Raw genomic sequence first — 25,369 nt, forward strand, 5'->3', positions numbered from 1 at the left:
CCGTCCAGGTCAGTAAGCGCCGGTGCCGCGGACGACGGCGGTCACCGTCCGGGCCAGGATGCGCAGGTCGAGCAGCGGGGACCAGTTGTCGACGTAGTTGAGGTCGAGGCGCACCGACTCCTGCCAGGACAGCTCCGAGCGGCCGGAGACCTGCCACAGGCCGGTCATGCCCGGCTTGACCAGCAGCCGCCGGCGGACGTCCTCGTCGTAGCCGGCGACCTCCGACGGCAGCGGCGGGCGGGGGCCGACCATCGACATCGTGCCGTTGATGACGTTGAGCAGCTGCGGCAGCTCGTCCAGCGAGGTGCGGCGCAGGATCGAGCCGACCTTGGTGACCCGCGGGTCCCGCTTCATCTTGAACAGCAGGCCCTCGGTGTGCTGGTTGAGGTGGGCGATCTCGGTGCGCAGCTTGTCGGCGTCCTTCACCATCGTGCGGAACTTGTAGCAGGTGAATTCCTTGCCGTTGATGCCGGTGCGGGACTGGCGGAACAGCGCCGGGCCGGGCGAGGTGGTGCGGATGAGGATCGACACGACCAGCATGAACGGGCCGGCCAGGATCAGCAGGATCGTGGCCAGGAACCGGTCGAGCACGTTCTTCACGGCGCGCTGCGGGCCGGTCAGGATCGGCGCGCGGACGTGCAGCAGCGGGCCGCCGCTGCTGGGCAGCACGGCGACCCGCTCATGGGCCACCTCGGGCAGGGCGGGCGCCACGAGCAGCTCGATGTCGTTGTCCGACAGCTCCCAGGCCAGCCGCCGCATGCTGTAGGGGTCGAGCTCCAGCGGCAGCGCCACCAGCACCGCGGTGCAGCCCGCGCCGAGGGCGGTGGCCGCGACGTCCTTGAGGTCGCCGTACACCGGGATGGAGTGCGCGGTGATCTTGCGTGCCTCGTCGAGGTCGGTGATGCACGCGCCGGCCACCCGCAGGCCGTAGGAGCGGTCCCGGCGCAGCGCGGTGAGCAGGCCGACCACCGAGTCGGCGGGCCCGATGAGCAGCGTGCGCTGGCGGACGTACTCCCGCTGCAGCGTGCTCAGCATCGCCACCGTCGTGTAGCGGCCGGCGATGGTCAGCGCCGCGGCCACCGGCACCGCCACGATGAGCGGCTTGAGCAGGTAGAGCATGTCGAAGAGCACGCACACGGGGGCGAGCACGGCGATGCCGATGACGGCGGCACGGATGGTTCGGTACATCATGCCGGTGCGGCTCTCCAGGAACCACCGGTCGTACATCCGGCAGCCGGCCAGCAGTAACAGCCACAACAGCCCGAAGGCGGCGACGGAGTACGCGGGCGGAACCCCCTCGCCCGGCGCGACGAACGCGCCGCCCATGAGGTCGGCGGCCATGAACAGGACGACGGTCGTGATGGCGATCGTCACCGCCAGGACGTCGCCGAGGAAGGCAACGAGCAGGTTGCGTCCGTTCGACCTGAGCTTGCGCCGCTGGACTCCCGGAAACGCCGCCATCACCGCGGTCTCGACCGTGGCCGAATCCGCCAGAACCATCCCAACCCCCTTACGTGCCTGCTCAGATCCACTTATCGAAGGTGAAATGTGGTGAACCGCCCGCCGTCGCGACAGCCGGTGCGCGGCCGAACCCCGGCCGTAAGGTACCGAGCATGTCGCATTGCCGGTACCGTCGTGCCGCATTCCCGACGTGCCTGAAGGTGCTATTGACAGCTCCCGGGCAGCACCTTCGGCGGAATCGCCGTCCAATAAGGGAAAAAAGGACAAGACGCCACGCCGGAATCCCGATCGTCGCCGGCTCGCCGCGGCAAACTTCCCGGGTAATCACGCTGTGTCGCCTTAATGGAGTTCTATGCTTGACTTAAAGGTCCCGTAGTGACGGCCGGCAATATGGCGGGAGCGGTCCGGCCAGGCAGGACGCTTGATCGCCGGGGTGTAGGCATGATCACCGTCCGTTCAGCGGGCCGTCACGCAACGCATTGTCTTAAGCCGAGCGCCACCGTCAAGCCGCCGCCCCCGACAGCGTCGGCCCTTCGCACTCCGCCTCGTTTACCAAGCACTCGCCGAAACCGCCCCCGAGCGCAATGGGTCAAACGATGTTTCAATGCATGGGCACAAATTGCTGGCCGGGCTTTCCTGCGCCGCCGTTGGGAGGATAGCAGCGTCCGGCCAGGTAGCGGCAGCGCGCCCGGGGCCACCGGTCGCCCGGATTCGGGGTTTTCGCAGCTCGCCGGGCCCGTTCGTCGGGATCACGACGGGCCACTCGGCGGGGAATGTGTGGACGTTCGGCTCGCGCGGCGCCCGCCGCCGGTACTATCCGGGGAGCTTCAGCCCGCACTGAGCAGTCGTGGGAGCGGCTCGTGACCAGTAGTAGGACAGCACCGGTCGTCAGCATCGTCACCGTCGCGCACAACGACCGCGGAGGCCTGCTCAAGGGCCTCGCGGCCCTGCAGGCGAGTACCGAGGTGCCGACCGAGATGATCGTCGTGGACAACGGCTCGACCGACAACACCGCGGCGGCGGTGCGCCATGCCTTCCGCGAGGTCTCGCTGGTGCGCCGGGACAACCCGCTGCACCCGCTCGCCGCGGCCAACCTGGGCGCCGAGCGGGCCAGGGCCCCGTGGCTGCTGCTGCTCGACCCCGGCCTGGAGCCGGTCGGCGACGCGATCCGGACCCTGGTCGAGCACGCCGGCGGCAATCCCGGGCACCGCCTCTACACCGGCCGCTCGCTGATACCGCGGCGCGGCCACGCCGCGCCGTCCGACGACGGGCTGACCGTCGAGGGCGCGCCGTCGCTGCTGGGCACCGTCTGCCTGGCCGCGAGCCTGCCGCTGGAGCCGGAGCGGCTGCCGCGGCTCGACCGGGCCATCGGCGGCGAGGTGCCGGCGGTGACCCCGCGCATGCTGCTGGCCGAGCGGGGATTCTGGGAGGACCTCGGCGGCTTCGACGAGCGCCTGCCGGCCGCCGACCTGTCGGCCCGCGCCCGGGCCCGCGGCGCCCGGCCCGTCCTGGTGCCGGATGCCCAGATGGTGTCGGTGGCGCCGGCGCCGCCGCGGCGCGGGATCACCACGACCGACCTGGCCGAGCGGATGGCCTTCGCGCACCGGCACTGGACGCCGGGCCGGTCCCGGGCCGCCGGCATCCTGCTGAGCGCCGCGGCGCTGGCCCGGTCGGTGGGCGGCGACCCGTGGCGGGAGGCGTGGCGCACGCGCGCCTGGTGGCTCTCGCCGGTCGAGGCGGCAGCGGAGGCCGGGCCGCCCGCGCTCCCCGCGGTGCCGCGCCACCTGCGCACCGTGCCCAACCAAACTCGGCCTTAGCGCCAGCTTCCTCGCCCAGGCCGGCCCGGCGCACTGCGCCGGGCCGGGCCGCCCAAGGCGCTGGCGGTGCCGCACCACCTGCGCGCCGTGCCCAACAGCCTCAGCCTTAGCGCCTGCTCCACAGCTGCGGCGGGCCCAGCTTCCGCCCAGCGGCGTCCCGCGAAAGCCCGGTTACAACACCGGTAGCCTGGCTTCCGCGGGCCACCACTGGACGAAACCTGGACTCCGCCTCGCTCCCACCCCAGCTGTGGAGCAGGCGCTAGCGCGGCGCGCCGCGCGGCCGCTGGATGTTCGGGGTCCGGCGGTCGCGGGCGCGCCAGCAGCCCGTGTGCCAGTGCCGCCGGTCGGTCAGGTCGCCGCGCTCGTCGGCCGGCCAGGCCACCAGGTGCGGCACGCCCGGCGGGATCTCCTGGTCGCAGCCCGGGCAGCGGTAGGCCTTGGTCGCCGCGCCGGCCGGGATGTTGCGCACCTGCCACTCGCCGTCGCTCCACGCCTGCACGGCGCCGACCCCGCGCTTGAGCCGCTCGAGATCGAGCGGCGGCGGGTCGTCGCCGCGCTTGGGGTGGTTGCGCCGGGGGGACATCTGTCAAGACTATCCAAGGCGGAACGTGCGACCGGCCGTCACCAGGTGCTCCAGGAGCGGGGCGGGGGAGAGGCCCGGCTCGCGGACCTCGCGGTACTGGGCGCGCAGGAGGGTCAGCGCGACGTCCGGGCCGATCGCGTCGAGTAGCTCGAAGGGGCCGGTCGGGTAGCCGCAGCCGAGCTTCATCGCGTTGTCGATGTCGTCAGGGGTGGAGTAGGCGGCCTCGACCATCTTGACCGCGTCGTTGAGATACGGCAGCAGCAGCGCGTTGACCACGAACCCGGCCCGGTCCCCGCACACCACCGGCTGCTTGCCGAGCGAGCGGCACACCGCGGCCGCCGTGGCCACCGTCGCGGCGGAGGTGCGGATCGTGCGCACCACCTCGACCACGCCGACGGCCGGGCCGAAGAAGTGCAGCCCGACCACGTCGGCCGGGCGCCCGGTGGCGGCCGCGAGCTCGACGACCGGCCGGCTCGAGGCGGTCGTGGCCAGCACGACGCCGGGCTTGCAGGTCTCGTCGAGCGAGGCGAGGAGCGCCGGGTCGCCGGCTTCCGCCTCGATGACCAGGTCGGCGTCGGCCGCCTCGACCAGCTCGTGGCCCGCCGCGGCGAAGGCCTCGACGATGCCGGCGGCCTCGGGGCCGGAGCCGACGACGGCGACCTTCACGACGCCCGGCGCCTCGGCGGCGGGGTGCGGGGTGGCCTCGTCCGGCACGACGACCGCCGAGCCGGGCTTCTCGTAGGTGTAGAAGCCGCGCCCGGACTTGCGGCCCAGCAGGCCGGCGGTGACCATCTGCCGGATCAGCGGCACCGGCGCGTGGCGGCGGTCGCGGCCGCCCCGGCGGTACATCGTGTCGAGGACCTCGTAGGCGGTGTCGAGCCCGATGAGGTCCAGCAGCGTCAGCGGCCCCATCGGCAGGCCGCAGCCGAGCCGCATGGCGGCGTCGATGTCCTCGCGGGTGGCGTAGCGCGACTCGACCATCGCCGCGGCCTGGTTGAGGTAGCCGAACAGCAGCGCGTTGGCGATGAACCCGGCCCGGTCGCCGATCGTCACGCCGACCTTGCCCAGCCGCGCGCACAGCGCCTCGACGTCGGCGACCACGTCGTCCGCGGTGACGACCGTGCGCACCACCTCGACCAGCTTCATCACCGGCGCCGGGTTGAAGAAGTGCATGCCGATGACCTGGCCGGGGCGGCCCGTCGCCACCGCGATCTCGGTGACCGACAGGCTGGAGGTGTTGGTCGCGAGGATCGCCCCGGGCTTGCACACTCGGTCGAGGTCGGCGAAGAGCCGCCGCTTGATCTCCAGCCGCTCGGGCACGGCCTCGATGACCAGGTCCGCGGCGCCCAGCGCGCCCAGGCCGGCGGCGAACGTGACCCGGCCGAGCAGCGCGTCGCGGTCGGCCTCGGCCAGCTTGCCCCGGCGCACCGCCCGCTCGACCGACCCGCGCAGCGTCGCCTCGCCGCGGCGCAGGGCCTCGGCGTCGATCTCGACGGCGGTCACGGCCACCCCGTTGCGGGCGAACACCTCGACGATCCCGGCACCCATCATGCCGAGGCCCACCACGCCGACGGTTGCGAACTCGCGCCCCATGTGTCCTCCCAAACGCTCGCTCAGGTCCCCGGCGAGTCTCCCACGCCGGGGAACCGAGCTAGTCGTTGCCCAGGAACCAGCGGGTGGTGGAGGTGCGCACCGTGCGGGCGGGGTGGGTCAGGCGCCAGACCGTGCCGCACATGCCGCAGGTCAGGGCCAGGATCATCGTGTACGTGCTGAAGCTCAGCGAGTCGAACGTGCCCGCCACGACCAGCGCGATCAGCTGGGTGGAGATCAGCGCGGCGCAGAGGTGCTTGTCCTCCGGGCTGGTGGAGCGGCGGAACGCGAGGAACGCCAGCACGATCCCGGTGAGGTGCAGCCCGCCGATCACCGCCGCGCCCACGTAACCGTTGGCGATCAGGGTGGCCAGCCACTGGTTGTCCAGGATCTGGTACTGCGGCGCCACCCACGTGCCGGTGCCGCGCCCGAACCACGGCCGCTGCGCGATGTAGTGGAAGGCGAGGGGATAGCGATCGGCCCGGACCGTGAAGGCGGGATTGTTCGACGGGTCGTCGAAGAGGCTGGTAAAGGTGCGCAGCAGGCCCGGGCTGGCCCCGCCGAGAGCGGCCAGCACCGTGCCCGACATGATGAAGATGTTGTACCGCGTGCGCCACGCCCAGACCGGCACGAGCACGACGAACATCAGCAGGATGGCCAGGATGCCGGTACGCGAGATCGTGGCCGCGTTGCCGGCCGCGATGAGCAGGCAGGCCACCGCGGAGAGCTGCCGCCGCCACCGGGTGCCCGCGTGCATCGCGAAGTGCAGCGCGAAGGGCAGGATCAGCGACAGGGTCGCGGCCAGCTCGATGTAGTGCGTGGTGGTGGCCGCCACCCGGATGCCGCCGCCGCGCTCCTCGAAGCCCGGCGCCCAGCCCTTGGCCTGCAGGCCCGGGATCTGGATGTACTGCGTGATGTCGATCGAGGTGACGTACTGGATGATCGCGATCGCGCCGACGATCGCACCGCAGACCACGAGGACCTTGAGCACGCCGCGCAGCCGGATCCAGTTCGGCACGCCGTCGGCCGCGGTCAGCAGGATGCCGGCGAAGACGCCGTAGTACAGCATCGTGCGGTCCGCGGAGTTGGCCTCCATCGAGGTGAGCCCGCGCATGAACCCGATGGCGTAGGAGATCAGCGCCGATACCAGGAAGGCCATCAGCGCCCAGCGCATCGGCTGCGGCCCGGTCATCGACAGCGTCGGCGTGAACCGGGCCAGCACCCACCAGACGAACAGCAGCAGGCCCAGGACCAGGCCGGGCCGGCCGACGTCAGTCATGCCGGGCAGGATCAGCCGGGCCGGGACGAGCATGATCAACAGTACGGTCGCGCTCAGCAGTGCCGCCGCGTCGATGCGACCCACGCGGCGGCGCGTGACGTACGTCCGGCCGAAGACGAACGACGGTTCGAGGTCGGCGGAGTAGTACGGAGTAAAGGTGGTCACCGTCAGGCCGTGCCGCTAACTGGACTTGCCACGCTTGGCCGTCGGCTTTGGAGGCATCGCGGACAGCGGGATGATCACGGTGGAGTCGGCGTCCGGGGACTTCTCGGGCTCCCGGTTGTCCCAGGTGGTCGGCCGCTGGTACTCGACGGTGAGCCCGGCGTCGCCCGCGGCCTGCCCGGCCACCGCGCCCGCGACGACCGGCACCTGCCGCCCGTCGGACCTGGAGCCGGTGACCGTGCCGATGCCGTTGATGCCGCTCGCGCCGCGCACGCTCGCGCTCCCGCCGGCCCGGGCCGAGATCGGCGGCGGCAGGGGCGCCGTGGCCGAGGACTCGCCGCCGTCGTCGTCGAACGGCCGCCGGCGGCGGGCGTTGCGCCGGCGCAGCCAGGCGTCGGTGCCGATGGTGGCGCCGGCGGTGAGCAGGATCCCGGCCGCGGCGACCGCGACGAGTGCCCGCTTGACCTTCGACGTCGACTTCTTGACGTTGGCGCCGAGGTCGAGCCGCTTGACCGTGATGAGGTTGGCGTCGGTCACGCCGAGCGAGGTCTGCAGCTTCGCCACGCTGTCGGTGAAGATCTTGACGAGCTTCTCCGCGGTGTCGCGCGCCTGGGCGGCCGACGAGCCGGTAATCTCGAAGGTGACCAGCGGCGAGTTCGAGCCCATGGTGACCGTGTAGGTGTCGGCGTAGCCGGTGCGCTTGAACTCCTCGACCACGGACAGGTCGAGCGCCTGCACGATCGCCGCGTTGCCCAGCGTCTGCAGGCCCTGGGCGAGCCAGGGGTTGCGCTGGTCGGCGGTCGTGAGCTGCTGCTCGGGCGTGGTGTTCTTGGCCGGAGCCGGCGGCACGAGTTGGACGTAGGCGGTACCGACGAAGTCGGGCTTCACCTGACTGACGGTCACGCCGGTGATGACGGCGGACAGCAGCAGCAACGGCAACGCCACCTGCCAGCGTCGCACGAGCAGCTTCGTGATGTCCCAGAAGTCCAACGTCGTCCTCTCGATGACCGCACCGGCCGGTTGCCCCGTATTCTCGGTGTTGCCTGCGGCTCAGCGTCTACAGTGTCCTGTTGCCCTCGGCGGACGGCAAGAACGGCGATAACGGGGTGGGCCGCGTGCTCGACACCCTACTGCCTCGCCGCCAACCCGCGAACAGGCCCCAGGCTGGGCGAACGCTGTGAATTCCGCTCATGTCGGGTTGCTGACAAACCTTCGTCCGATCAACCGATTACCCCGTGCCCGCCGGGCGGACCACGATCGCGTCGGCCCTAGCGGGTCTGAGCGCGCAAGCTTCGCCGGGGCGACAAGTTCATTGGAGGGATCCGCCGGTATGCCGACTTCGGTCGTCAACATCACCGTGCACGGAATCGGCCCGACCTCGCGCACGCTCGACCCGGGCGAGAGCAACACCTGGGTGAGCGTCGAACAGTTCGAGCAGGTCCTCGACGCGGCGGTCGGCCGGGACGACGTGCGGATCACGTTCGACGACGGCAACGCCTCAGACGTGCGGATCGGTCTGCCGCGGCTGGTCGAGCGGGGCCTCACGGCGCAGTTCTTCGTGCTCGCCGGGGAGTTCGGCAAGCCGGGCCGGGTGTCCGTGGACGGCGTCCGGGAACTGGTGGCCGCGGGGATGTCCGTCGGCTCGCACGGCTGGGCCCACCGCGACTGGCGGCGCATCACGCCGGAGCAGGCGCAGGAGGAGATCGCCGACGCCAACCGGGTCATCGGCGAGATCACCGGCGCGCCCGTCACCGATGTGGCCGTCCCGTTCGGCTCCTACGACCGCGTCGTGCTCGGGCGCCTGCGCCGGGCGAGCATGCGCCGCGTGTACACCAGCGACGGGGGTCGCGCACAGCCCGACGGGTGGCTGCAGGCGCGCAATAGCATTCGTCACGACCTCGACGCCGACTGGATCGAGCACGTGTTCAACGGGAGAAGTTCGCCGCAGGTCATCGCCCGGCGATTCGCCGCGCGGAACGTCAAACGACTTCGTGGAGCACCGTGACCAGCATCGCGATCGTTATCGTGACGTACAACAGCGCCGCCGTCCTGGGCGGCTGCCTCAACTCTCTGCCCTCCGAGGGCGTCGACATCACGCGGGTCGTGGTCGTCGACAACAACTCCAAGGACGACTCCGTCGCCATCGCGCGGGCCGCCGCCGGCCAGCTGCCGATCCGGTGCGTGCAGACCGGGCGCAACGCCGGCTACGCCGCCGCGGTCAACGCCGGTGTCGCCACGCTGGCCGACGAGAAGTACGACGCGATCTGGGTGATGAACCCGGACACCCGGCTGCGCCCGGACACGTTACGCATCCTTGTCGATGCGCTGAGTGAGCCGCGGCGCGGCATCGTCGTGCCGAAGATCCTCAACCCGGACGGCACGCTGCAGCCCTCGCTGCGGCGCAAGCCGACCGTCGGGCGGGCCCTCGCCGAGGCCGTCGTCGGCGCCCGGGCCGGCCGGCTCGGCACGATCGGCGAGCTGATCACCGACCCGCGCGAGTACGCCGAGCCCCGCACCGCCGTCTGGGCGACCGGCGCGGCGATGCTGCTCGGCGCCGAGATGGTCCGCGAGATCGGCGGCTGGGACGAGTCGCTGCTGCTCTACAGCGAGGAGACCGAGTACGCGCTGCGCGCGGCCGACCACGGCTGGTCGCTGTGGTTCGACCCGCGGGCCGTGGTCGAGCACATCGGCGGCGAGTCGGGCACCAACCCGAAGCTCGCGGCGCTGCTCGTGGTCAACAAGGTGCGGCTGTTCAAGCGCCGACACACGCTGCCGGCCGCGGGCGCCTACTATGCCGCGGTGATGCTCGGCGAGGGGATGCGCGCGCTGCAGGGCCGGCGCACCTCCCGCGCGTCGCTGGCCGCCCTCATGCACCCCAAACGCCCACCGAAGCTCGGAGACTGACCACATGAGCCCGGACCGAGGTCGCGTGCGCACAGGGCGGACGGCCCTGCAGGCGGTCGCCTTCGACGAGCTGAGCACCGCGCAGCTCGACGCCTGGCACAAGCTGCGCGCCATCAACCCGATGCTGGACAGCCCGTACTTCCACCCGGGGTTCAGCGGCGCCGTGCACGCGGCCGGCCGCCCGGTGACGGTGTACGTGGGCCACGGCCCGACCGGGGAGGTCGAGAGCCTCTTCCCGGTGCATCGCGACGGCGCGGTCCTGCGCCCGGTCGGCTGGCCGGGCGCGGACTTCCAGGGCCCGATCCTCGCGCCGGGCGCGGCGTACCCGGTGACCGGCCTGTTCGGCGACGGGGTGGGCGCGCTCGAGTTCGACCACCTGCTGGAGCTCTCCGAGGACTTCCGGCCGTGGATCACCGGCAGTCGGCCGTCGCCGTTCGTCGACACGACCGGAGGCATGGACGGGTACCTCTCCCGGGCCTCGAAATCGGGCAAGGACAACATGGGCCAGGCGCGGCGCCGCACCGCCAAGGCCGAGCGCGAGATCGGCCCGGTGCGCTTCGTCGCCGACTCCCTCGACGAAGGCGACCTGGCCAAGGTGATCGAGCTCAAACGGGCGCAGTATGCGGCCACCGGCGCCAAGGACTACTTCGCCGAGCCCGACCGGCAGGCGCTCATGACCGCCCTGCTGCGCACCCGCGGCACCGAGTTCGCGGGGATCCTCTCCACCCTGTACACCGGCGACCATCTGCTCGCCGCCCACTTCGGCATCCGCTCGGGCGGCGTGCTGCACTGGTGGTTCCCGGTCTACGACCCCGCCCACGCCGCCCTCGCGCCCGGCTGGATGCTGCTGCGCGAGCTGGTCATGGCCGCGCCGCAGCTCGGCTTCGCGCGCATCGACCTGGGCCGGGGCGACGACGAGTACAAGCGGCGCGCGAAGACCGGCGAGACGCCGGTCTGCCAGGGCCTGGCCACCCGCAGCTCGGCCCGGCGCGCGCTGCGGGCGGCCCGCGAGTCCCTCGTCACCGCGGCGAAGGACTCACCGCTGGGCCCGCAGCTGCGCCGCGTCGTGCGCAAGCTTCGAACGATCAGGCGCTAGCCGCGCCGGAACCTGGGGAGCGACACAGCATGGCCGCACGAAGGGCCCTCATCCTGGTCGAGAACCTGTCCGTGCCGTTCGACCGGCGCGTGTGGCAGGAGAGCCTCGCGCTGCGCGACGCCGGCTGGGAGGTGATCGTCATCTGCCCGCAGGGCGCCAAGCGCGACACCGAGCCCTATGCGGAGATCGACGGCATCAAGATTCACCGGTACCCGCTGGAGCCCGCCACCGGCGGCCCCGTCGGCTACGCGAAGGAGTACGGCAACGCGCTGCGGCACACCCTGCGGCTGGCCAGGAAGGTCGGCCCGGTCGACGTGGTGCACGCCTGCAACCCGCCGGACATCCTCTACGTGGTGGCCAAGCGGCTGCGGCGGCAGTACGGCACCCGGTTCGTCTTCGACCAGCACGACCTGGTGCCGGAGCTGTACCTGTCCCGCTTCAACCGCGGCAAGGACCTGCTCTACCGGGGCGTGCTGCGGGCGGAGAAGGCCACCTACGACGCCGCCGACGTCGTCATCGCCACCAACGAGAGCTACCGCGAGGCCGCGCTGACCCGCGGCGGCAAGCGCCCCGACCAGGTGTTCGTGGTGCGCAGCGCGCCGGTCGTCGAGCGCTTCCACATGGTGCCGCCGGACTCCTCGATCAAGAAGGGCAAGCCCTACCTGCTGTGCTACCTCGGCGTGATGGGCCCGCAGGACGGCGTCGACTACGCGCTGCGGGCGCTGACCAAGCTGCGCGACGAGGTCGGGCGCACCGACTGGCATGCCGCGTTCGTCGGCGCCGGCGACACCTTCGAGCAGATGCGGGAGCTGGCCCGTGAGCTCGGCCTGGCCGACCTCGTGACGTTCACCGGCCGGATTCCCGACGAGGACCTGCTGCGGTACCTCTCCACCGCCGACGTCTGCCTCTCGCCCGACCCGCTGAACCCGCTCAACGACGTCTCCACGATGAACAAGATCATGGAGTACATGGCGATGTCCCGGCCGATCGTGTCGTTCGAGCTGCGCGAGGCCCGGGTGTCGGCGGGTGAGGCCGCCGTCTACGCCCCCGCCAACGACGAGTCGGAGTTCGCCAAGCTGACCTCCTACCTGCTCGACAACCCCGACGAGCGGCGGCGCATGGGCGAGCTCGGCCGCCAGCGGGTCAGCGGCCCGCTGTCCTGGGAGGTGTCGAAGGCCAACCTGATCGCGGCCTACGAGAAGGCGGTCGAGGGCAAGCCGCCCGCCTCAGGCATCCCCGCCCAGCGCCGGCCCGGTGCGGGTGCTGGCGTCGCTGCCCCAGCCGGCGCGATCCCGGCGCAGCCGGCTCACGGTGCGGTCCAGGACCAGCACGCTCAGGTAGGCGGTGGCGTCGACGGGGCTCACGGTGCGCCGGCGCACCAGCCGCACCAGGGAGCCCAGGCCCAGGCGGGCCTCACCGGCGTTGCCGGCGCCCTTGAGGGCGGCCAGCTGCCGGTTGCCCCGCCGCACCCGGACCCGGCGGTTGAGGTGCGCGGCGATGGTCCGGGCCGGTCGTACCAGTGAGCGCGCCTCGGCCACCACGACCCGCTCGTGCGGTGCGAAGCTGGCGTGCACCCAGCCGTCGTCGGAGATCACATCGGGCATCGGGAAGACCCGGCCATGACCTGCTTCGGTGAGCACGTAGACCCCGGCCCCGGCCAGCGCCCGGCTCGGCGCGATCATCCGGTCGTGGACGCGGTGCACCCGGCCGATGAGCGGGCCGACCCGGCTCAGGTCGAAGTCGGGCACGGGCGAGCAGGCCAGCACGCCCGGGCGGGCGCACGCGGCGACGAGGGCGCGCACCGAGTCGGCGGTCAGCTCGACGTCGGCGTCGAGGTACACCCGCGGAAACGTGCGGCAGGCGGCGTCGCCCTTGCGCAGCGCGGGGACCTTGCCCGGCACCTCCGACTCGAGCACCCGCACGCCGGGCACCCGGGACGCGGCCGCGGCGGTGTCGTCGGTGCACGCGTTCGGCACCACGATGACGTCGAACTCGCCCGGCTGCGTGCCCGCCAGCAGGCGGCGCAGGTTGTGCTCGATCACGGCCGCCTCGTTGTGGGCGGGAATCACGATGCTGACCACGGGACCGACCACCGGACCACCCTTCCTAGGCCGATGCACACGATAGCGGCCGGCCGCCCGCGACCGATCGGAGTATGTCGCTCATGACCGAACTGGCCGTCATCACCCCGACCTATCGGCCGGACGCCGAGCTCTTCGACCTGCTGCACGCCTCGGTACTCGAGCACACCCCCGCCGACACGGTGCACCACGTGTTCGTGTCCGAGGTCGACCTGCCGCTGTTCAGCAGGTACGAGAGCGCCCGCTGCCGGGTGCGCACGAGCAGCTCGATGCTGCCCCGGCGGTACCGCCCGGTGCCCGGCATGAACTACCACGTCAACGTCCGGCGCCCGTGGCCGCCGGTGCGCGGCTGGATCATGCAGCAGACCATCAAGCTGGCTGCCGCCGGCGAGCTCGACGCCGACCTGGTCCTCATGGCCGACTCCGACGTCGTGTTCGTGCGCCCGACGACCGCCGACCGCTTCCAGGTCGGTGGCCGCCGCTGGCTCTACCGCGAGGACGGCGGCGTCACCGCGGACATGGAGCGCCACGTCATCTGGCACCGGGTCGCCCGCGAGCTGTTCGGCCTGCCGCCGGCGCCGCCCCCGCCGCTGCCGGACTACGTGAGCCCGCTCAACGCCTGGGAGCCCGGGGTCGTGCGCGCCATGCAGCGGCACATCGAGCAGGTCACCGGCCGCAACTGGCTGGACGTGTTCAACAGCCAGCTGCACATCTCGGAGTTCATCCTCTACGGCGTGTTCGTCGACGAGGTGCTCTGCGCCGGGCAGGAGAGGCTGCCCTCCGACATCACCATCTGCCACAACAACTGGCAGCGCTCGCCGCTGAGCGTCGACGAGGCGGTGAAGTTCGCCGGCGAGCTGGGCCCGGACGCGGTGGCCATGATGATCTCCGCCAAGTCCGACACGCCGCTGGAGCCGCGGGTGGCGGCCATCAAGCGCTGCGCCGAGATCGTGGGCACCCGGTGACCGCCACCGCGGCCGATCAGCCGACCGTGGTCGTCGCGAAGACGGCGCTGGAGCGGCCGCGGCTGGTCGGACTGGACGGCATCCGGGGCGTGGCGGCGCTGTGCGTGATGCTGCACCACTGCTGGCTGCTGGCCTTCCCGGGGTACCCCCAGACACACGGCCCGCTCTGGCTGGCCTGGCTGATCTACGGGCACCTCGCCGTGGTGGTGTTCATCACCCTGTCCGGCTTCTCGCTGGGCGTCGCGCCGGCCCGCCGCGACTGGCAGCTCGGCAGCGCGAAGCGCTTCGCACACCGGCGCGCGTGGCGGATCCTGCCGCCCTACTGGGCCGCGCTGATCTTCAGCCTCGCCATCGCCTGGGCGATCGTCCCGCAGCCGGACACCCCAGTCCCGACCGGCAAGTCGGTGGTCATCTACGGGCTGCTGCTGCAGGACGTGTTCGGGTCCCCGTCGCCGAACGGGGCCTTCTGGTCGATCGCGATCGAGGCCCAGCTCTACGTCGTGTTCCCGCTGCTGCTGGTCATCCTGCGCCGCGCGGGCGCGATCGTGCTGCTCACCGCCGTCACCCTGGTCGTCGCCACGATCGGCGTGCTGGCCCCGCACGTGCACCTGGTCGACATGCTGCTGCGGTTCACGCCGGAGTTCGCGGTGCTGTTCACCCTGGGCCTGATCGCCGCCGGGGTGCTGCGGGCCGGCGACCGGGTCTACCGGCTGCCGTACCACTGGCTGGCCCTGCTGGCGGCCGCGCCGGTGATCGCGCTGATGGCGGTGCAGGGCTCGGTCTGGACGATCACCCACTACTTCTGGGTCGACCTCGCCTTCGGCCCGGCCGTCGCCCTGCTGCTGGCCGCGGTGGCGACCGGGCGCCCGCGCCCGCTGGTGCGGTTCCTCGACACCCGCCCGCTGCGCTCGCTCGGCTCCTTCTCCTACAGCCTGTACCTCACCCACGCGCCGATCGTGGTCGTCGTCTACACCCAGCTCATCGACGGGCGGGTGAGCGCCGGCGTGCCGGCCTTCTTCGCCACGGCCGCGATCGCCGCGCCGCTGGCCGTCGCGTTCGCCTGGTCGTTCTCGCGCTTCTTCGAGCTGCCCTTCCAGCGGTACCGCAACTGGGCCGCCCTGCGCGCCGCCATGCGCCGCACGGAGCTCACGTCGGCCGGTTAGCCCGGCCCGGCTCGCCGGGCTACCGGCGGCCGATGGCCAGGCGGGCCAGCTTGCGGGACTTGTGCGAGACCGAGCGCTGCTGCCGGCGAAGGTACATGCGGTAGACCGCCGACTTCGCCGCGCGGCGCTGCTCGGGGGTCAGGGCCGGCGCCTGCGACGCCCACTGCAGCAGCTCGCGGAACTGCAGGGTGTTGGAGAAGTGCGACTGCCAGCCCGGCACGCCCAGCCGCCCCGCGATCGTGCCGATGCGCTCCTGCTTCCAGTGCCGGTGGGCCAGCACCTCCGGCAGGTGGGCCCACGGGCCGGTCAGCGCCATCTTGACGGCGAAGACCTCGTCCTCGCGCAGCATGTTGCGCCGCGGGATGGCCATGACCGGCTCGCGGCGCATCATCGCGTAGAGCGGGTCGATCAGCAGGTAGCTCGCGTTGAGCAGGCGCAGCATCTCGCGCAGGCGGACGATCGGGTCGTCGGAGCCAAGGCCGGTGCCGGTGTACTCGGCGGTGGAGACGCCGCCGTCCGGGCCCTCGTAGTCGATCTGCGTGGTGACCAGGATGAGCCGCGGGTCGGCCCGGAAGGCGGCCACGCACTTGGCGGCGAAGGCCGGGTCGAGCGAGTCGTCGTCGCCGATCCAGCGGAAGAACGTCCCCCGCGCCCGCTCTCCGACGAACCGGAAGTTGGGCAGCAGGCCGATGTTCTCCGGCTGGCGGTGGTAGGCGATCCGGTCGTCGGCGCGGGCCAGCTCGCGGCAGACGTCCTCGGTGTCGTCGGTCGAGGCGTTGTCGGAGATGACCAGCTCGACGTTCGGATAGTCCTGGGCGAGCACCGACTTGACGACGTGCTCGATGTCCCGGCCGGCGTTGCGCACCGGGAGCCCGATCGAGACCAGCGGCGACTCAGCGTGCGTCATGAGACCTTCCCGGCTGCGGGGGGACTGCTGGGGGTGCTGCGGGGCAACGCTATCAACGCCGCACCACACAGAGCGAGGGCGAGGAGCCCGGCTCCACGCCCTCGCGGCGGCTCATTGGCTCAGTTGCAGTTGAGCGGGCCGACGACCTTCGTGATGTTGTAGTTGTCGTCGATCGTCACCAGCTGGTTGCCCGACCATTGGGCCACGCTGCAGTCGGACTCGACCGGACCGTAGATCCACGAGTGGTCGACGAGCGAGTTGTTCTTGACGATCACCGTGCCCTTGGCGTTCTTCACCTGGATGCTGTAGGTGCCGCCCATGACGAGGTTGTTGGTGACCGCGACGTTGACGGAGCCGTTGTCGGCGATGAAGATCGGTGCGGTCACGTCCTGGACGTCGCGTTGGTCGATGGTGGTGTTGTTGAGGGTGAGGTCGTGGCCGGTCATGTAGGTCTGGATGCCGTCGGAGTGGGCGTTGGGGTACTGGCAGAGGTAGACGTATGAGCTTTGGATGTTGATGTTGTTGCCGGAGGCGCGGAAGCCGTCGGAGTGGCCGCGGATGTGTACGCGGGTGGCGGTGTAGTCGGATTCGCCGACGCCGGGGTCGGGGTCGCAGCCGGTGGCGGGGCCGACGGTGGAGTCGCTGAGGGTGAAGGAGTACTTCTTGCCGCCGTATTCGTCGAGGACGCCGCCGTCGATCTGGCTGTTCGTGATCTTCACGTTGTAGGCGGTGATCAGCAGATCGCCCTTGATGTGCACTTTGTCGAGGACGGTATTGTCCTTTTGCACGCGATACGACTTGCCGTCGAGATTCGCCGCCAAATCGGTCAGTTTGGTGCCATTCGGCACGCCGACGTTGGCCGGCGTGGCCCGGGGGCCCGCGCCCGTGTTGCCGGTTTTCGGTGGAGTGGTGGGCTTTGGGCTAGCTGGCTTTGAGCTCGACGCGCTCGGGGCGGCCGAGGCGGATCCCAGGGCGGAGTTCGCCCCGTCGTTCGCCGAGGCCCCGGCCGATGGGGCCGCACTGCCCTGGGCGCTGCCGCGCCCGGACTCGTGGTCGGACCCGACGGTCACCTTGCAACTCGCGAGCATCAACGCTGCTGCGGCTACCGCGATGAGTGCCGTGGCAACGCCGAGCCGGTGGGCTCTGCGCTTCCCGTCGATCACGGTCGAAACACTCCATTTCTGCCGACGTCAGAGAACCGGGGCGCGTTGCATTTCCGCGCCCCGGCCATGCTACCGCCCGGCCGGAAGTGATTGCGCAGTTGAGCCGAGAATGCGGCACAAATGCGTTCCGACCTGCGCTTTCATTTCTTTGGTAACGCTTAAGTCATTAAAGATCCTCGAAATACTCCGCAAATTATCGGTCATATGTCCCGAGGTTGCCCCTAGGCCGGCGGCCGGTCGGGGCAGTACCGGGGCGCCACCGTGCCCGTGACCGCGGTGCGGATGCTCGCCGTCAAGCCGCCGGGCGCGGTCGCGGTGACCGTGGAGGCGCCCGCCGGAGCCCGTTGATGCGGTAGCTGCCGCCGGCCGCGGTGGTGGCCGTGGCACCGCCCGGCGACCGGCCGAACCGCCGGTGGGCTGGACGACGTCAGTTATGGCAAGGCAGCGGCCCCACGACGGAGGTGATGTTGTAGTGGTCGTCGATCGTCACCAGTTGGTTGCCCGACCATTGGGCGACGCCGCAGTCCGATTCGACCGGTCCGTAAATCCACGAGTGGTCGACCAATGCGTTGTTCTTGACGATGACGGCGCCTTTGGCGTTTTTGACCTGGATGCTGTAGGTGCCGCCCATGACGAGGTTGTTGGTGACCGCGACGTTGACGGAGCCGTTGTCGGCGATGAAGATCGGTGCGGTCACGTCGTGCACGTCGCGTTGGTCGATGGTGGTGTTGTTGAGGGTGAGGTCGTGGCCGGTCATGTAGGTCTGGATGCCGTCGGAGTGGGCGTTGGGGTACTGGCAGAGGTAGACGTATGAGCTTTGGATGTTGATGTTGTTGCCGGAGGCGCGGAAGCCGTCGGAGTGGCCGCGGATGTGTACGCGGGTGGCGGTGTAGTCGGATTCGCCGACGCCGGGGTCGGGGTCGCAGCCGGTGGCGGGGCCGACGGTGGAGTCGCTGAGGGTGAAGGAGTACTTCTTGCCGCCGTATTCGTCGAGGACGCCGCCGTCGATCTGGCTGTTCGTGATCTTCACGTTGTAGGCGGTGATCAGCAGATCGCCCTTGATGTGCACCCGGTCCAGGACGGTGTTGTCCCGCTCCACGCGGTAGGTGTTGCCCTCGTCGTTCGCGCTCAGCTCGGTCAGCTGGACGCCCGCCGGCACGCCGACGTTGGCGGGCGTCGGCCGGGCGCCCGGGGCGGTGTTGCCGGGGCCGGGCGGGGGAGCGGTGGTGGTCTTCGTGGTGCTCGGCCGCGGGCCCACGGTGGTGGGATGTGGGCCGGGCGCCGTTGCCGGTGCGCCGGTCGTTGCCGGCGCCCCGGTCGTCGTCGGCGCGCCGGCGGTCACCGGCGCCTCGGCCTCGGTGGACGCCGGCGTCCCGGCCGATGTCGGCGCCCCGGCCGCTGTCGTCGGTGCCCCGGTGGTTGCCGGTGCCCCGGTCGTCGTCGGCGCGCCGGCCGATGGTGCGGGTGCGGGGATTCCGTCCGCGGTGCCGTGGCCGGCGACGGTGGTGGTCCGGGTGCAGCTCGCGAGCGTCAACGCCGCCGCGGTTGCCGCGATGAGCCGGTGCACTGCGCGCTTCCGGTCGGTCACGGCCACCATCTTGGCGGCCGGGTCACGCCCGTCGCTATGCCGCGAACCGAATGTCCATCCGGCCTTCGCGCAATGGTCCGCCAAACGACGCAGGCCCGCCCCGCGTGCGCGGAGCGGACCTGCGTCGAGGAACGGGCGGGCTCAGGCGACCAGGATTTCCGCGGTCACGCCCAGATCGGCGAGCGACTTGCCGATCTCTTCCTTGTACGCCGGATTGGTGATGACGACCGCCTTCGGCTGCAGCGCGGTGAGCGTCGAGGGCGGGTCGACCCGGTGCCCGGTGACCGGCAGGAACCGGCCCCACTTGCGCGGGTTGAGGTCCACCACGCCGGCCAGCTGCAGCTCCCGGTCGGCGAGGGTGAGGAACTGCACGCCGCGCGAGCCGGCGCCCCACAGCACCGGCCGGGCGCCCTCGGCGTCGAGCCGGGCGATGGTGTCCCGCCAGCGCTGCCGCTCGGCGTGGTGCCGCTCGGCGAAGCCGGCGACCGCGGCCAGCTGCTTGTCCCGCGCGCGCAGGCTCGGCAGCTCGCCGGTGTGCGCGACGTGGCCGCCGGCGCGCGGCCGGTTGGCCGAGACCTCGATGTACCGGAACATCCCGGAGAACAGCGTGCCCGTCGACTCCACCGTCCAGCCCGCGCGGCCGAAGATCGTGGCCAGCGAGTAGGCGTCGAAGTAGGACACGTGCGGGTAGATGACCTCCCAGCCGGCGGTGGCGAGGTCGTAGACCGCGTCGGGGACCTCGACGTAGCCGAACACCTCGCGGCCGTGCGCCTGCTCGCGCAGGTCGACCAGGAACTCGTAGGGGTCGTCGAGGTGCTCGAACCAGTGCCGGGAGGTGAAGAAGTCGTACTCCGGCAGGCCGCTGCCGCGCGGCGCGAAGCTGCTGTGGAAGGTGGCCGGGCCCTGCTCGCCCTCCTCGCCGGCATACATGGCGTCGTAGCCGACCCCGCGCGCTTCGCTGGCGTGCGTGAGCTCCCGCAGGAACTCGCCCTGGCCGCAGCCGATGTCCAGGACCAGCTTGCCGCTGAGGTCGTACCGCTCGTTGAGGCTCTGCACCAGGTCCGCCGAGAACTTCTGGAACGCGGGGGAGAAGTGCAGGTTGGTGTCCATCGTCGTGTCGTAGACGAGCTTGCCGGGCTCGAACGCCACGTTGCGCACGTAGGCGCAGCGCGGGCAGGCGGCCAGCTCCATCCGGCCCACCGGCGAGGCGACGGCGTCGCCGTGTGCCTCCCAGTGCACGCCGCACAGCACCGGGATCTCGCCCAGGTCGGCGAAGGGGACCAGCCGGTCCTCGCCGCACGAGTCGCAGACGCGATGTCCGGACTCCATGGCCGACGGGGTGGTCACGCCGTGATCCAGCGCAGGTCGTTGTCGAGCTTGCCGGCCGCGATCAGCGACTTGATCCGCTTGATCCGCTGGTGGGTCTCGCTGCCGAACTGCTCGATGGTGAGGCCGTAGCGCTGGTAGTTCTCGATGAGCTGCTCGACGCCGAGCTTCACGTTCCACTTCGGCTGGAACTCGGGCACCTCGGCGGTGATCAGGTCGCACGTCACGCGGTAGTTGCGCAGGTCGGTGCCGGCGCCCTCGGCGAAGGTGACCTCGCTGCCGGGCACCACCTCGGCGACCAGGTTGGCCACGTCGCGGATGAGGTAGTTCTCGCTGGTCCGGCCCACGTTGTACGCCTTGGCGTGCACCCGGTCGCGGTCGACCTCCAGCAGCGCCAGGAAGGCGGCCGAGATGTCCTCGATGTGGATGAGCGGGCGCCACGCGGTGCCGTCGGACAGCAGCCGCACCTGGCCGGTGAGCAGCGCGTGCGCGGCGAGGTCGTTGACCACCAGGTCGCCGCGCAGGCGGGGGGAGAAACCGTACGCCGTGGAGTTGCGCAGGAACACCGGCGAGAAGTCGTCGTCGGCGAGCTCGAGCAGGCCCTGCTCGGAGAGGATCTTGGACTCACCGTAGGGCGTGACCGGCTGGAACCCGGCGCTCTCGTCCAGCGGGGTGTCGTCCTCGCCCTTGCCGTAGAGCGAGCAGGACGACGAGAACAGCAGGCGGGGCACGCCGGCGGCCTTCGCCGCGCGGGCCAGCCGCAGCGTGGAGCGGTGGTTGACCTCGTAGGTCAGGTCGGGGTTGAGGTTGCCCAGCGGATCGTTGCACAGCGCGGCGAGGTGGATCACCGCGTCGAAGCCGGTCACGTGCTCCGGCTCCACGTCCCGCAGGTCGACGCGCAGCGTCTTGATCTCTTCCGGCGCCGGGCCGAGGACACAATCAGCGAAGAGCCCGGTGTCGAGTCCGACCACCTCGTGCCCGGCTTCGCGGAGTATCGGCACCAGCACGCTGCCGATATATCCGTCGTGGCCAGTGACGAGTACGCGCATGAGCTAGCTCCCGAAACACTCGACGGGTCTGGACGGTGAGTCTAGGAGCCGCCGTTACGGGCCCCCGGTGGTCTGTCGGACTTTTTACTTTGTCGTTTACCGCCGTGTGGCCTTCCCGGCTAGGTTCTTGGCGGCCGGTTACGGGTTCTGGGATCTGTTCTAAGCTTGCGCGTCTTCACCGCCTGGTCCGGGCCGGGCGCGGCGGGTTGGTTCACCGGCCAGCAGCCTAGCGCCAACGACTCTTGAGGGGGAACGCATGTCCGCTGTCTCGTGCCGGCTGTGCGGGGCCGAGCTTACCGAGACCTTCGTCGACCTGGGGATGTCCCCGCTCTGCGAGAGCTACGTCCCGGCCGGCAAGGTGGACGCGGCCGAGACGTTCTACCCGCTGCACGTGCGCATCTGCCGTGAGTGCCTGCTCGTGCAGCTTCCGGCATATGTCGCGGGCGAGGACATTTTCTCCGATTACCTGTATTTCTCCTCATACTCGACGTCGTGGGTCGAGCACGCCCGGCGGTACACGGTCGCGATGACGGAGAAGCTAGGCCTAACGGCCGACAGTCTGGTCGCCGAGGTGGCCAGTAATGATGGGTACCTTCTGCAGCATTTTGTGGCCGCCGGTATTCCCGTGATCGGCATCGAGCCGGCCGCGAATGTCGCAGCGGTCGCCCGGGAAAAGGGCGTTCGGACAGAAGTTTGTTTCCTCGGGCCGGAAACCGGGGCGGCCGTCGCCGAACAATACGGACGCGCGGATCTGGTGGCGGGGAACAACGTCTACGCGCACATCCCGGACATCGTCGGCTTCTCGCAGGGCCTGGCCAACCTCGTCAAGCCCGACGGCCTGGTCACGCTCGAGTTCCCGCACCTGCTGCGGCTGATCGAGCGCCGGCAGTACGACACCATCTACCACGAGCACTACCAGTACCTGTCGCTGCTGACCGCCTCCCGGGCCCTGGCCAAGGGCGGGCTCACCGTCGTGGACGTCGAGGAGCTCGCCACGCACGGCGGGTCGCTGCGGGTGCACGCCAAGCACACCGAGCACGCCGGTGAGCCGTCGATCGCGGTCAAGACGCTGCTCGAGACCGAGGCCGCGGCCGGCCTGCACACCTTCGAGGGGCACCTGGGCTTCGCCGACGAGGTCTTCACGATCAAGCGGGACCTGCTGACGTTCCTGATGCAGGCGCGGGCCGAGGGCAAGCGGGTCGTCGGCTACGGCGCCCCCGGCAAGGGCAACACGCTGCTCAACCACTGCGGCATCCGCGAGGACCTGCTGGAGTACACGGTCGACCGCTCGCCGCACAAGCAGGGCATGTTCCTGCCGGGCACGCACATCCCGATCTACGCGCCGGAGCGCATCGCCGCCGACCGGCCCGACTACGTCCTGGTCCTGCCGTGGAACCTGCGCACCGAGATCAGCGCGCAGCTGTCCTACGTCAAGGAGTGGGGCGGCAAGCTGGTGTACCCGATCCCGGTCCTCGAGGTAGAGGGGTAGATCCCGCTCATGAAGGTCGTACTGTTCTGCGGTGGCCTCGGCATGCGTATGCGCGAGGGGACGAACAACGTGCCGAAGCCGATGGCGATGATCGGCGACCGCCCGCTGCTGTGGCACGTCATGCGGTACTACGCGCACTTCGGGCACACCGACTTCATCCTGGCCCTGGGCTACGGCGCGGCCGTGGTCAAGGACTACTTCCTGCACTACGACGAGACCCTGTCCAACGACTTCACGCTGAGCGGCACCGACCGTGACGTGCAGCTGTTCTCCACGGACATCACCGGCTGGAACATCACCTTCATCGACACCGGCCTGAAGGCGAGCATCGGCGAGCGGCTCATGCACGTGCGCAAGTACGTGGAGAACGAGCCGATGTTCCTGGCCAACTACGCGGACACGCTCACCGACGCCCCGCTGCCGGAGATGGTGGAGCGCTTCCGCAACTCGGAGGCGACAGTCAGCATGCTCGCCGTGCCGCCGGTCTCCACGCACCACGTGGTGGAGATGGACGCGGACGGCTCGGTCTCCCGGGTGCGCGACTTCCGCGAGCTGATGACGTGGGAGAACGGCGGGTACTTCATCCTGCGCCCGGAGATCTTCGACGTGCTGCGCGAGGGCGAGGACATGGTGCCGCACGCCTTCGACCGGCTCATTCCCGAGCGGCGGTTGATGGCTCAGCAGTACGACGGGTTCTGGCGGGCCATCGACACCTTCAAGGACCGGGCGGAGATGGAAGAGGCGTACGTCGGCGGCAACTGCCCGTGGATGCTGTGGGACGCGATGCGGGGTCCGGCGCGGTGATCGGCTTCTCCCTCTCCGGCGTGCGGTCGGTCGTCGCGCTGGGCGCCCACCCGGACGACATCGAGATCGCCGCCGGCGGCCTGCTGCTGTCGCTGCCCGACGGCGTGACGGTGGACTACGTGCTGGCCAGCGGCGTGGCGGCCCGGCAGGCGGAGGCCCGCGCGGCCGCGTCGGCCTTCCTGGCCCACGCCGGCGACCTCACCTTCCACCTGCACGACCTGCCGGACGGCCGGCTCCCGGCACACTGGAACGAGACCAAGGAGATCGTCGAGGCGGCCGCCCGCCTGGGCACCGCGGACCTGGTCCTGGCCCCGTCGACGGACGACGCCCACCAGGACCACCGGCTGCTGGGCTCGCTGGCGTCGACGGCGTTCCGCAACTCCCTGGTCCTGCACTACGAGATCCCGAAGTGGGACGGCGACCTCTCCCGGCGCAACGTCTACGTCCCGCTGACGCCCGACCAGGGCCGGCAGAAGGTGGCCCTGCTGCACGAGCACTTCCCGTCGCAGAAGGCCCGCGACTGGTGGGACGACGAGGTGTTCCTGGGCCTGGCCCGGATCCGCGGGATGGAGTGCCGCGCCCACTACGCCGAGGCCTACACGGTCACCAAGTCCCTGCTGACCTTCTGACGCCTCGCCCGCGTTTCCCGGGCCGGCCCCTTCGGCTCTTCGGCCCGTCGCGCTTCGGCCCGCGGCGGGCCCCGGCCCTTGAGCTTGCCGGCCGATGTCGGGCGGCGGCCCGCCCGTTCGGCTCCGCACGCCGCCGGGCACGGCGCGGCGACAGAAAGTCTCCGCGATCATGCTGCACCCGCTGCTGACACCAACGGTTTTTCATGATCACGGAGCGTTGATGTACACCCGTGTACCAATTGTCTCCGGGATCATGCAAAACCGTGCCGCAGCGGTGGTGAGCCTCATGATCACGGAGACATTCGTCCGGCGTTTCACTCGGCCCGTTGTGCCTCGGGCGCTGTTTCGCCCGGATCCGGATATGTCATGACGACTCCGTCGTCATGACATATCCGGATTTTTCGTGTTTTAGCGGGTGTAGGGTCAGTTCTTGGGCTTTTGGTTGATCCGGACCTGGTTGCCGGCCGGGTCCCGGAACGAGCAGTCCCGCACGCCGTAGAACTGGTCCATCGGCTCCTGCAGCACCTCGGCGCCGCTCGCCGCGACCCGCTCGAACAGCGCGTCCACGTCGTCGGTCTGCAACACGAGGCCGCCCAGCGAGCCCTTGGCCAGCAGTTCCCGGATCACCTGCGCGTCCTCCGGCGACCGGCCCACGCCCGCGGACTGCAGGACGATGCCGATCTCGGGCTGGTCCTTGGGACCCACGGTCAGCCAGCGCGCGCCTTCCATCGCGACGTCCTGGCGTACCTCCATGCCGAGCGTGTCGCGGTAAAACCCCAGCGCCGCCTCGTGGTCGTCGACTTCCAGGAAGGTGTTGTTGAGTCTCAGCTCCATGTCCCCGACGCTACGCGGCGGGGTTGACCTGCGCTTCTTTGTTCCTGCTCGGACGGGTGACGAGCTTGGCCCAGCACGCCGGGATGGTCGCGAACGCGCTGTGGTTGCGCGCGCGGTAGGCGCTCGGGCTCTCCCCGACCAGCTCGGTGAAGCGGCTGCTGAACGAGCCGAGCGAGGTGGCACCGACGGCCAGGCAGACCTCGGTGACCGACAGGTCGCCCCGGCGCAGCAGGGCCTTGGCCCGCTCGATCCGCCGGGTCATGAGGTACGAATACGGCGTCTCGCCGAAGACCGCGCGGAACTGCCGGGAGAAGTGCGCCGGCGACATCAGCGCCGCACGGGCCATCGCGGGGACGTCGAGCGGGCGCGCATACTCCCGGTCGATCAGGTCACGGGCCCGGCGCAGGTGCTTGAGGTCCTCGGGCGTCACCCAGCCAGCATCGCACAGCATCCTCGCCCGCGCGTCCACCGGCCCGACG

General features: G+C 70.7%; 22 protein-coding genes and 1 pseudogene. 10 read left to right on the forward strand and 13 right to left on the reverse strand.

Annotated features, from left to right (window positions below; translation table 11 throughout):
• Window positions 1-9 precede the first annotated feature (9 nt).
• Window positions 10-1,500 (reverse strand): sugar transferase, encoded by a 1,491-nt coding sequence (locus ACQPXD_RS06650; protein ID WP_432835851.1) that lies wholly within the window; start codon window positions 1,498-1,500, stop codon window positions 10-12.
• Window positions 1,501-2,321: 821 nt separating this feature from the next.
• Here ACQPXD_RS06650 and ACQPXD_RS06655 point away from each other — a divergent pair.
• On the forward strand, window positions 2,322-3,278 hold the full coding sequence (locus tag ACQPXD_RS06655) for a glycosyltransferase family 2 protein (protein WP_432835853.1): 957 nt from the start codon (window positions 2,322-2,324) through the stop codon (window positions 3,276-3,278).
• Between the two features lie 259 nt (window positions 3,279-3,537).
• Here the strand turns inward: ACQPXD_RS06655 and ACQPXD_RS06660 are convergent, their stop codons facing one another.
• The 4 genes from ACQPXD_RS06660 to ACQPXD_RS06675 are packed head-to-tail and all read right to left on the reverse strand — an operon-like array spanning window position 3,538 to window position 7,882.
• Window positions 3,538-3,861, reverse strand: a complete 324-nt coding sequence (locus tag ACQPXD_RS06660) for a hypothetical protein (RefSeq protein WP_432835855.1) — start codon at window positions 3,859-3,861, stop codon at window positions 3,538-3,540.
• A gap of 9 nt (window positions 3,862-3,870) precedes the next feature.
• A complete protein-coding gene (locus ACQPXD_RS06665) occupies window positions 3,871-5,454 on the reverse strand; it encodes a 3-hydroxyacyl-CoA dehydrogenase family protein (protein WP_432835857.1) in 1,584 nt (527 codons plus the stop codon).
• 58 nt (window positions 5,455-5,512) lie between these two features.
• Window positions 5,513-6,895 (reverse strand): O-antigen ligase family protein, encoded by a 1,383-nt coding sequence (locus ACQPXD_RS06670; RefSeq protein ID WP_432835859.1) that lies wholly within the window; start codon window positions 6,893-6,895, stop codon window positions 5,513-5,515.
• 15 nt (window positions 6,896-6,910) lie between these two features.
• Window positions 6,911-7,882, reverse strand: coding sequence for a hypothetical protein (locus tag ACQPXD_RS06675; RefSeq protein ID WP_432835861.1), 972 nt, complete (start codon window positions 7,880-7,882; stop codon window positions 6,911-6,913).
• A 340-nt stretch (window positions 7,883-8,222) separates the two neighbouring features.
• Between ACQPXD_RS06675 and ACQPXD_RS06680 the strand changes: the two genes are divergently transcribed.
• The 4 genes from ACQPXD_RS06680 to ACQPXD_RS06695 are packed head-to-tail and all read left to right on the forward strand — an operon-like array spanning window position 8,223 to window position 12,415.
• Window positions 8,223-8,897 (forward strand): polysaccharide deacetylase family protein, encoded by a 675-nt coding sequence (locus ACQPXD_RS06680; protein WP_432835862.1) that lies wholly within the window; start codon window positions 8,223-8,225, stop codon window positions 8,895-8,897.
• A complete protein-coding gene (locus ACQPXD_RS06685; RefSeq protein ID WP_432835864.1) occupies window positions 8,894-9,796 on the forward strand; it encodes a glycosyltransferase family 2 protein in 903 nt (300 codons plus the stop codon). Before ACQPXD_RS06680 ends, ACQPXD_RS06685 begins: the two co-directional genes overlap by 4 nt.
• Before the next feature lie 25 nt (window positions 9,797-9,821).
• On the forward strand, window positions 9,822-10,892 hold the full coding sequence (locus ACQPXD_RS06690) for a GNAT family N-acetyltransferase (protein ID WP_432835866.1): 1,071 nt from the start codon (window positions 9,822-9,824) through the stop codon (window positions 10,890-10,892).
• Between the two features lie 29 nt (window positions 10,893-10,921).
• Complete coding sequence (locus tag ACQPXD_RS06695; protein ID WP_432835868.1) at window positions 10,922-12,415, forward strand: glycosyltransferase family 4 protein; 1,494 nt, start codon at window positions 10,922-10,924, stop codon at window positions 12,413-12,415.
• Window positions 12,416-12,703: 288 nt separating this feature from the next.
• Here ACQPXD_RS06695 and ACQPXD_RS06700 read toward each other — a convergent pair.
• A pseudogene (locus tag ACQPXD_RS06700) lies at window positions 12,704-13,012 on the reverse strand (glycosyltransferase); the annotation flags it as partial.
• Between the two features lie 44 nt (window positions 13,013-13,056).
• Between ACQPXD_RS06700 and ACQPXD_RS06705 the strand changes: the two are divergent.
• Complete coding sequence (locus ACQPXD_RS06705; RefSeq protein ID WP_432835870.1) at window positions 13,057-13,938, forward strand: DUF6492 family protein; 882 nt, start codon at window positions 13,057-13,059, stop codon at window positions 13,936-13,938.
• Window positions 13,935-15,101 (forward strand): acyltransferase family protein, encoded by a 1,167-nt coding sequence (locus tag ACQPXD_RS06710; RefSeq protein ID WP_432835872.1) that lies wholly within the window; start codon window positions 13,935-13,937, stop codon window positions 15,099-15,101. Before ACQPXD_RS06705 ends, ACQPXD_RS06710 begins: the two co-directional genes overlap by 4 nt.
• Window positions 15,102-15,120: 19 nt before the next feature.
• Here the strand turns inward: ACQPXD_RS06710 and ACQPXD_RS06715 are convergent, their stop codons facing one another.
• The 5 genes from ACQPXD_RS06715 to ACQPXD_RS06735 all read right to left on the reverse strand — a co-directional run bounded on the left by ACQPXD_RS06715 (window position 15,121) and on the right by ACQPXD_RS06735 (window position 21,134).
• Complete coding sequence (locus ACQPXD_RS06715) at window positions 15,121-16,008, reverse strand: glycosyltransferase family 2 protein (RefSeq protein WP_432835874.1); 888 nt, start codon at window positions 16,006-16,008, stop codon at window positions 15,121-15,123.
• A gap of 119 nt (window positions 16,009-16,127) precedes the next feature.
• Window positions 16,128-17,171, reverse strand: a complete 1,044-nt coding sequence (locus ACQPXD_RS06720) for a hypothetical protein (RefSeq protein WP_432835876.1) — start codon at window positions 17,169-17,171, stop codon at window positions 16,128-16,130.
• Window positions 17,172-17,598: 427 nt separating this feature from the next.
• The gene (locus tag ACQPXD_RS06725) at window positions 17,599-18,759 is read right to left on the reverse strand and encodes a hypothetical protein (protein ID WP_432835878.1); all 1,161 of its coding nucleotides are present in this window, start codon (window positions 18,757-18,759) and stop codon (window positions 17,599-17,601) included.
• A 141-nt stretch (window positions 18,760-18,900) separates the two neighbouring features.
• Window positions 18,901-20,106 carry a methyltransferase domain-containing protein gene (locus tag ACQPXD_RS06730; protein ID WP_432835880.1) on the reverse strand — a complete coding sequence of 402 codons (1,206 nt, stop codon included), beginning with the start codon at window positions 20,104-20,106 and terminating at the stop codon, window positions 18,901-18,903.
• Window positions 20,103-21,134 (reverse strand): NAD-dependent epimerase/dehydratase family protein, encoded by a 1,032-nt coding sequence (locus ACQPXD_RS06735; RefSeq protein ID WP_432835882.1) that lies wholly within the window; start codon window positions 21,132-21,134, stop codon window positions 20,103-20,105. Before ACQPXD_RS06735 ends, ACQPXD_RS06730 begins: the two co-directional genes overlap by 4 nt.
• Before the next feature lie 256 nt (window positions 21,135-21,390).
• On the opposite strand from ACQPXD_RS06735, the gene ACQPXD_RS06740 reads away from it, so the two are divergent.
• Genes ACQPXD_RS06740 through ACQPXD_RS06750 form a run of 3 tightly spaced genes read left to right on the forward strand, consistent with a single transcriptional unit; the run spans window position 21,391 to window position 24,056 of the window.
• Window positions 21,391-22,623: a methyltransferase domain-containing protein gene (locus tag ACQPXD_RS06740; RefSeq protein WP_432835884.1), complete on the forward strand. Its 1,233-nt coding sequence runs from the start codon at window positions 21,391-21,393 to the stop codon at window positions 22,621-22,623.
• Between the two features lie 9 nt (window positions 22,624-22,632).
• Window positions 22,633-23,427 carry a sugar phosphate nucleotidyltransferase gene (locus ACQPXD_RS06745; protein WP_432835886.1) on the forward strand — a complete coding sequence of 265 codons (795 nt, stop codon included), beginning with the start codon at window positions 22,633-22,635 and terminating at the stop codon, window positions 23,425-23,427.
• Window positions 23,424-24,056 carry a PIG-L deacetylase family protein gene (locus ACQPXD_RS06750; protein ID WP_432835888.1) on the forward strand — a complete coding sequence of 211 codons (633 nt, stop codon included), beginning with the start codon at window positions 23,424-23,426 and terminating at the stop codon, window positions 24,054-24,056. Before ACQPXD_RS06745 ends, ACQPXD_RS06750 begins: the two co-directional genes overlap by 4 nt.
• 423 nt (window positions 24,057-24,479) lie before the next feature.
• Here ACQPXD_RS06750 and ACQPXD_RS06755 read toward each other — a convergent pair whose 3' ends face one another.
• Window positions 24,480-24,890: a VOC family protein gene (locus ACQPXD_RS06755; RefSeq protein ID WP_432835890.1), complete on the reverse strand. Its 411-nt coding sequence runs from the start codon at window positions 24,888-24,890 to the stop codon at window positions 24,480-24,482.
• Window positions 24,891-24,900: 10 nt separating this feature from the next.
• A complete protein-coding gene (locus ACQPXD_RS06760) occupies window positions 24,901-25,341 on the reverse strand; it encodes a helix-turn-helix transcriptional regulator (protein ID WP_432843676.1) in 441 nt (146 codons plus the stop codon).
• Window positions 25,342-25,369 lie beyond the last annotated feature (28 nt).

The sequence above is a fragment of the Dactylosporangium sp. CA-092794 genome (assembly GCF_050948465.1).
Lineage (GTDB): Bacteria > Actinomycetota > Actinomycetes > Mycobacteriales > Micromonosporaceae > Dactylosporangium.

What these genes read in the sequence shown, in the direction of transcription:
- ACQPXD_RS06735 (WP_432835882.1), bottom strand. Translation starts at nt 21,134, where the DNA reads ATGCGCGTACTCGTCACTGGCCACGACGGATATATCGGCAGCGTGCTG.
- ACQPXD_RS06695 (WP_432835868.1), top strand. Translation starts at nt 10,922, where the DNA reads ATGGCCGCACGAAGGGCCCTCATCCTGGTCGAGAACCTGTCCGTGCCG.
- ACQPXD_RS06715 (WP_432835874.1), bottom strand. Translation starts at nt 16,008, where the DNA reads ATGACGCACGCTGAGTCGCCGCTGGTCTCGATCGGGCTCCCGGTGCGC.
- ACQPXD_RS06740 (WP_432835884.1), top strand. Translation starts at nt 21,391, where the DNA reads ATGTCCGCTGTCTCGTGCCGGCTGTGCGGGGCCGAGCTTACCGAGACC.
- ACQPXD_RS06650 (WP_432835851.1), bottom strand. Translation starts at nt 1,500, where the DNA reads ATGGTTCTGGCGGATTCGGCCACGGTCGAGACCGCGGTGATGGCGGCG.
- ACQPXD_RS06755 (WP_432835890.1), bottom strand. Translation starts at nt 24,890, where the DNA reads ATGGAGCTGAGACTCAACAACACCTTCCTGGAAGTCGACGACCACGAG.
- ACQPXD_RS06705 (WP_432835870.1), top strand. Translation starts at nt 13,057, where the DNA reads ATGACCGAACTGGCCGTCATCACCCCGACCTATCGGCCGGACGCCGAG.
- ACQPXD_RS06680 (WP_432835862.1), top strand. Translation starts at nt 8,223, where the DNA reads ATGCCGACTTCGGTCGTCAACATCACCGTGCACGGAATCGGCCCGACC.
- ACQPXD_RS06745 (WP_432835886.1), top strand. Translation starts at nt 22,633, where the DNA reads ATGAAGGTCGTACTGTTCTGCGGTGGCCTCGGCATGCGTATGCGCGAG.
- ACQPXD_RS06760 (WP_432843676.1), bottom strand. Translation starts at nt 25,341, where the DNA reads ATGCTGTGCGATGCTGGCTGGGTGACGCCCGAGGACCTCAAGCACCTG.
- ACQPXD_RS06660 (WP_432835855.1), bottom strand. Translation starts at nt 3,861, where the DNA reads ATGTCCCCCCGGCGCAACCACCCCAAGCGCGGCGACGACCCGCCGCCG.
- ACQPXD_RS06665 (WP_432835857.1), bottom strand. Translation starts at nt 5,454, where the DNA reads ATGGGGCGCGAGTTCGCAACCGTCGGCGTGGTGGGCCTCGGCATGATG.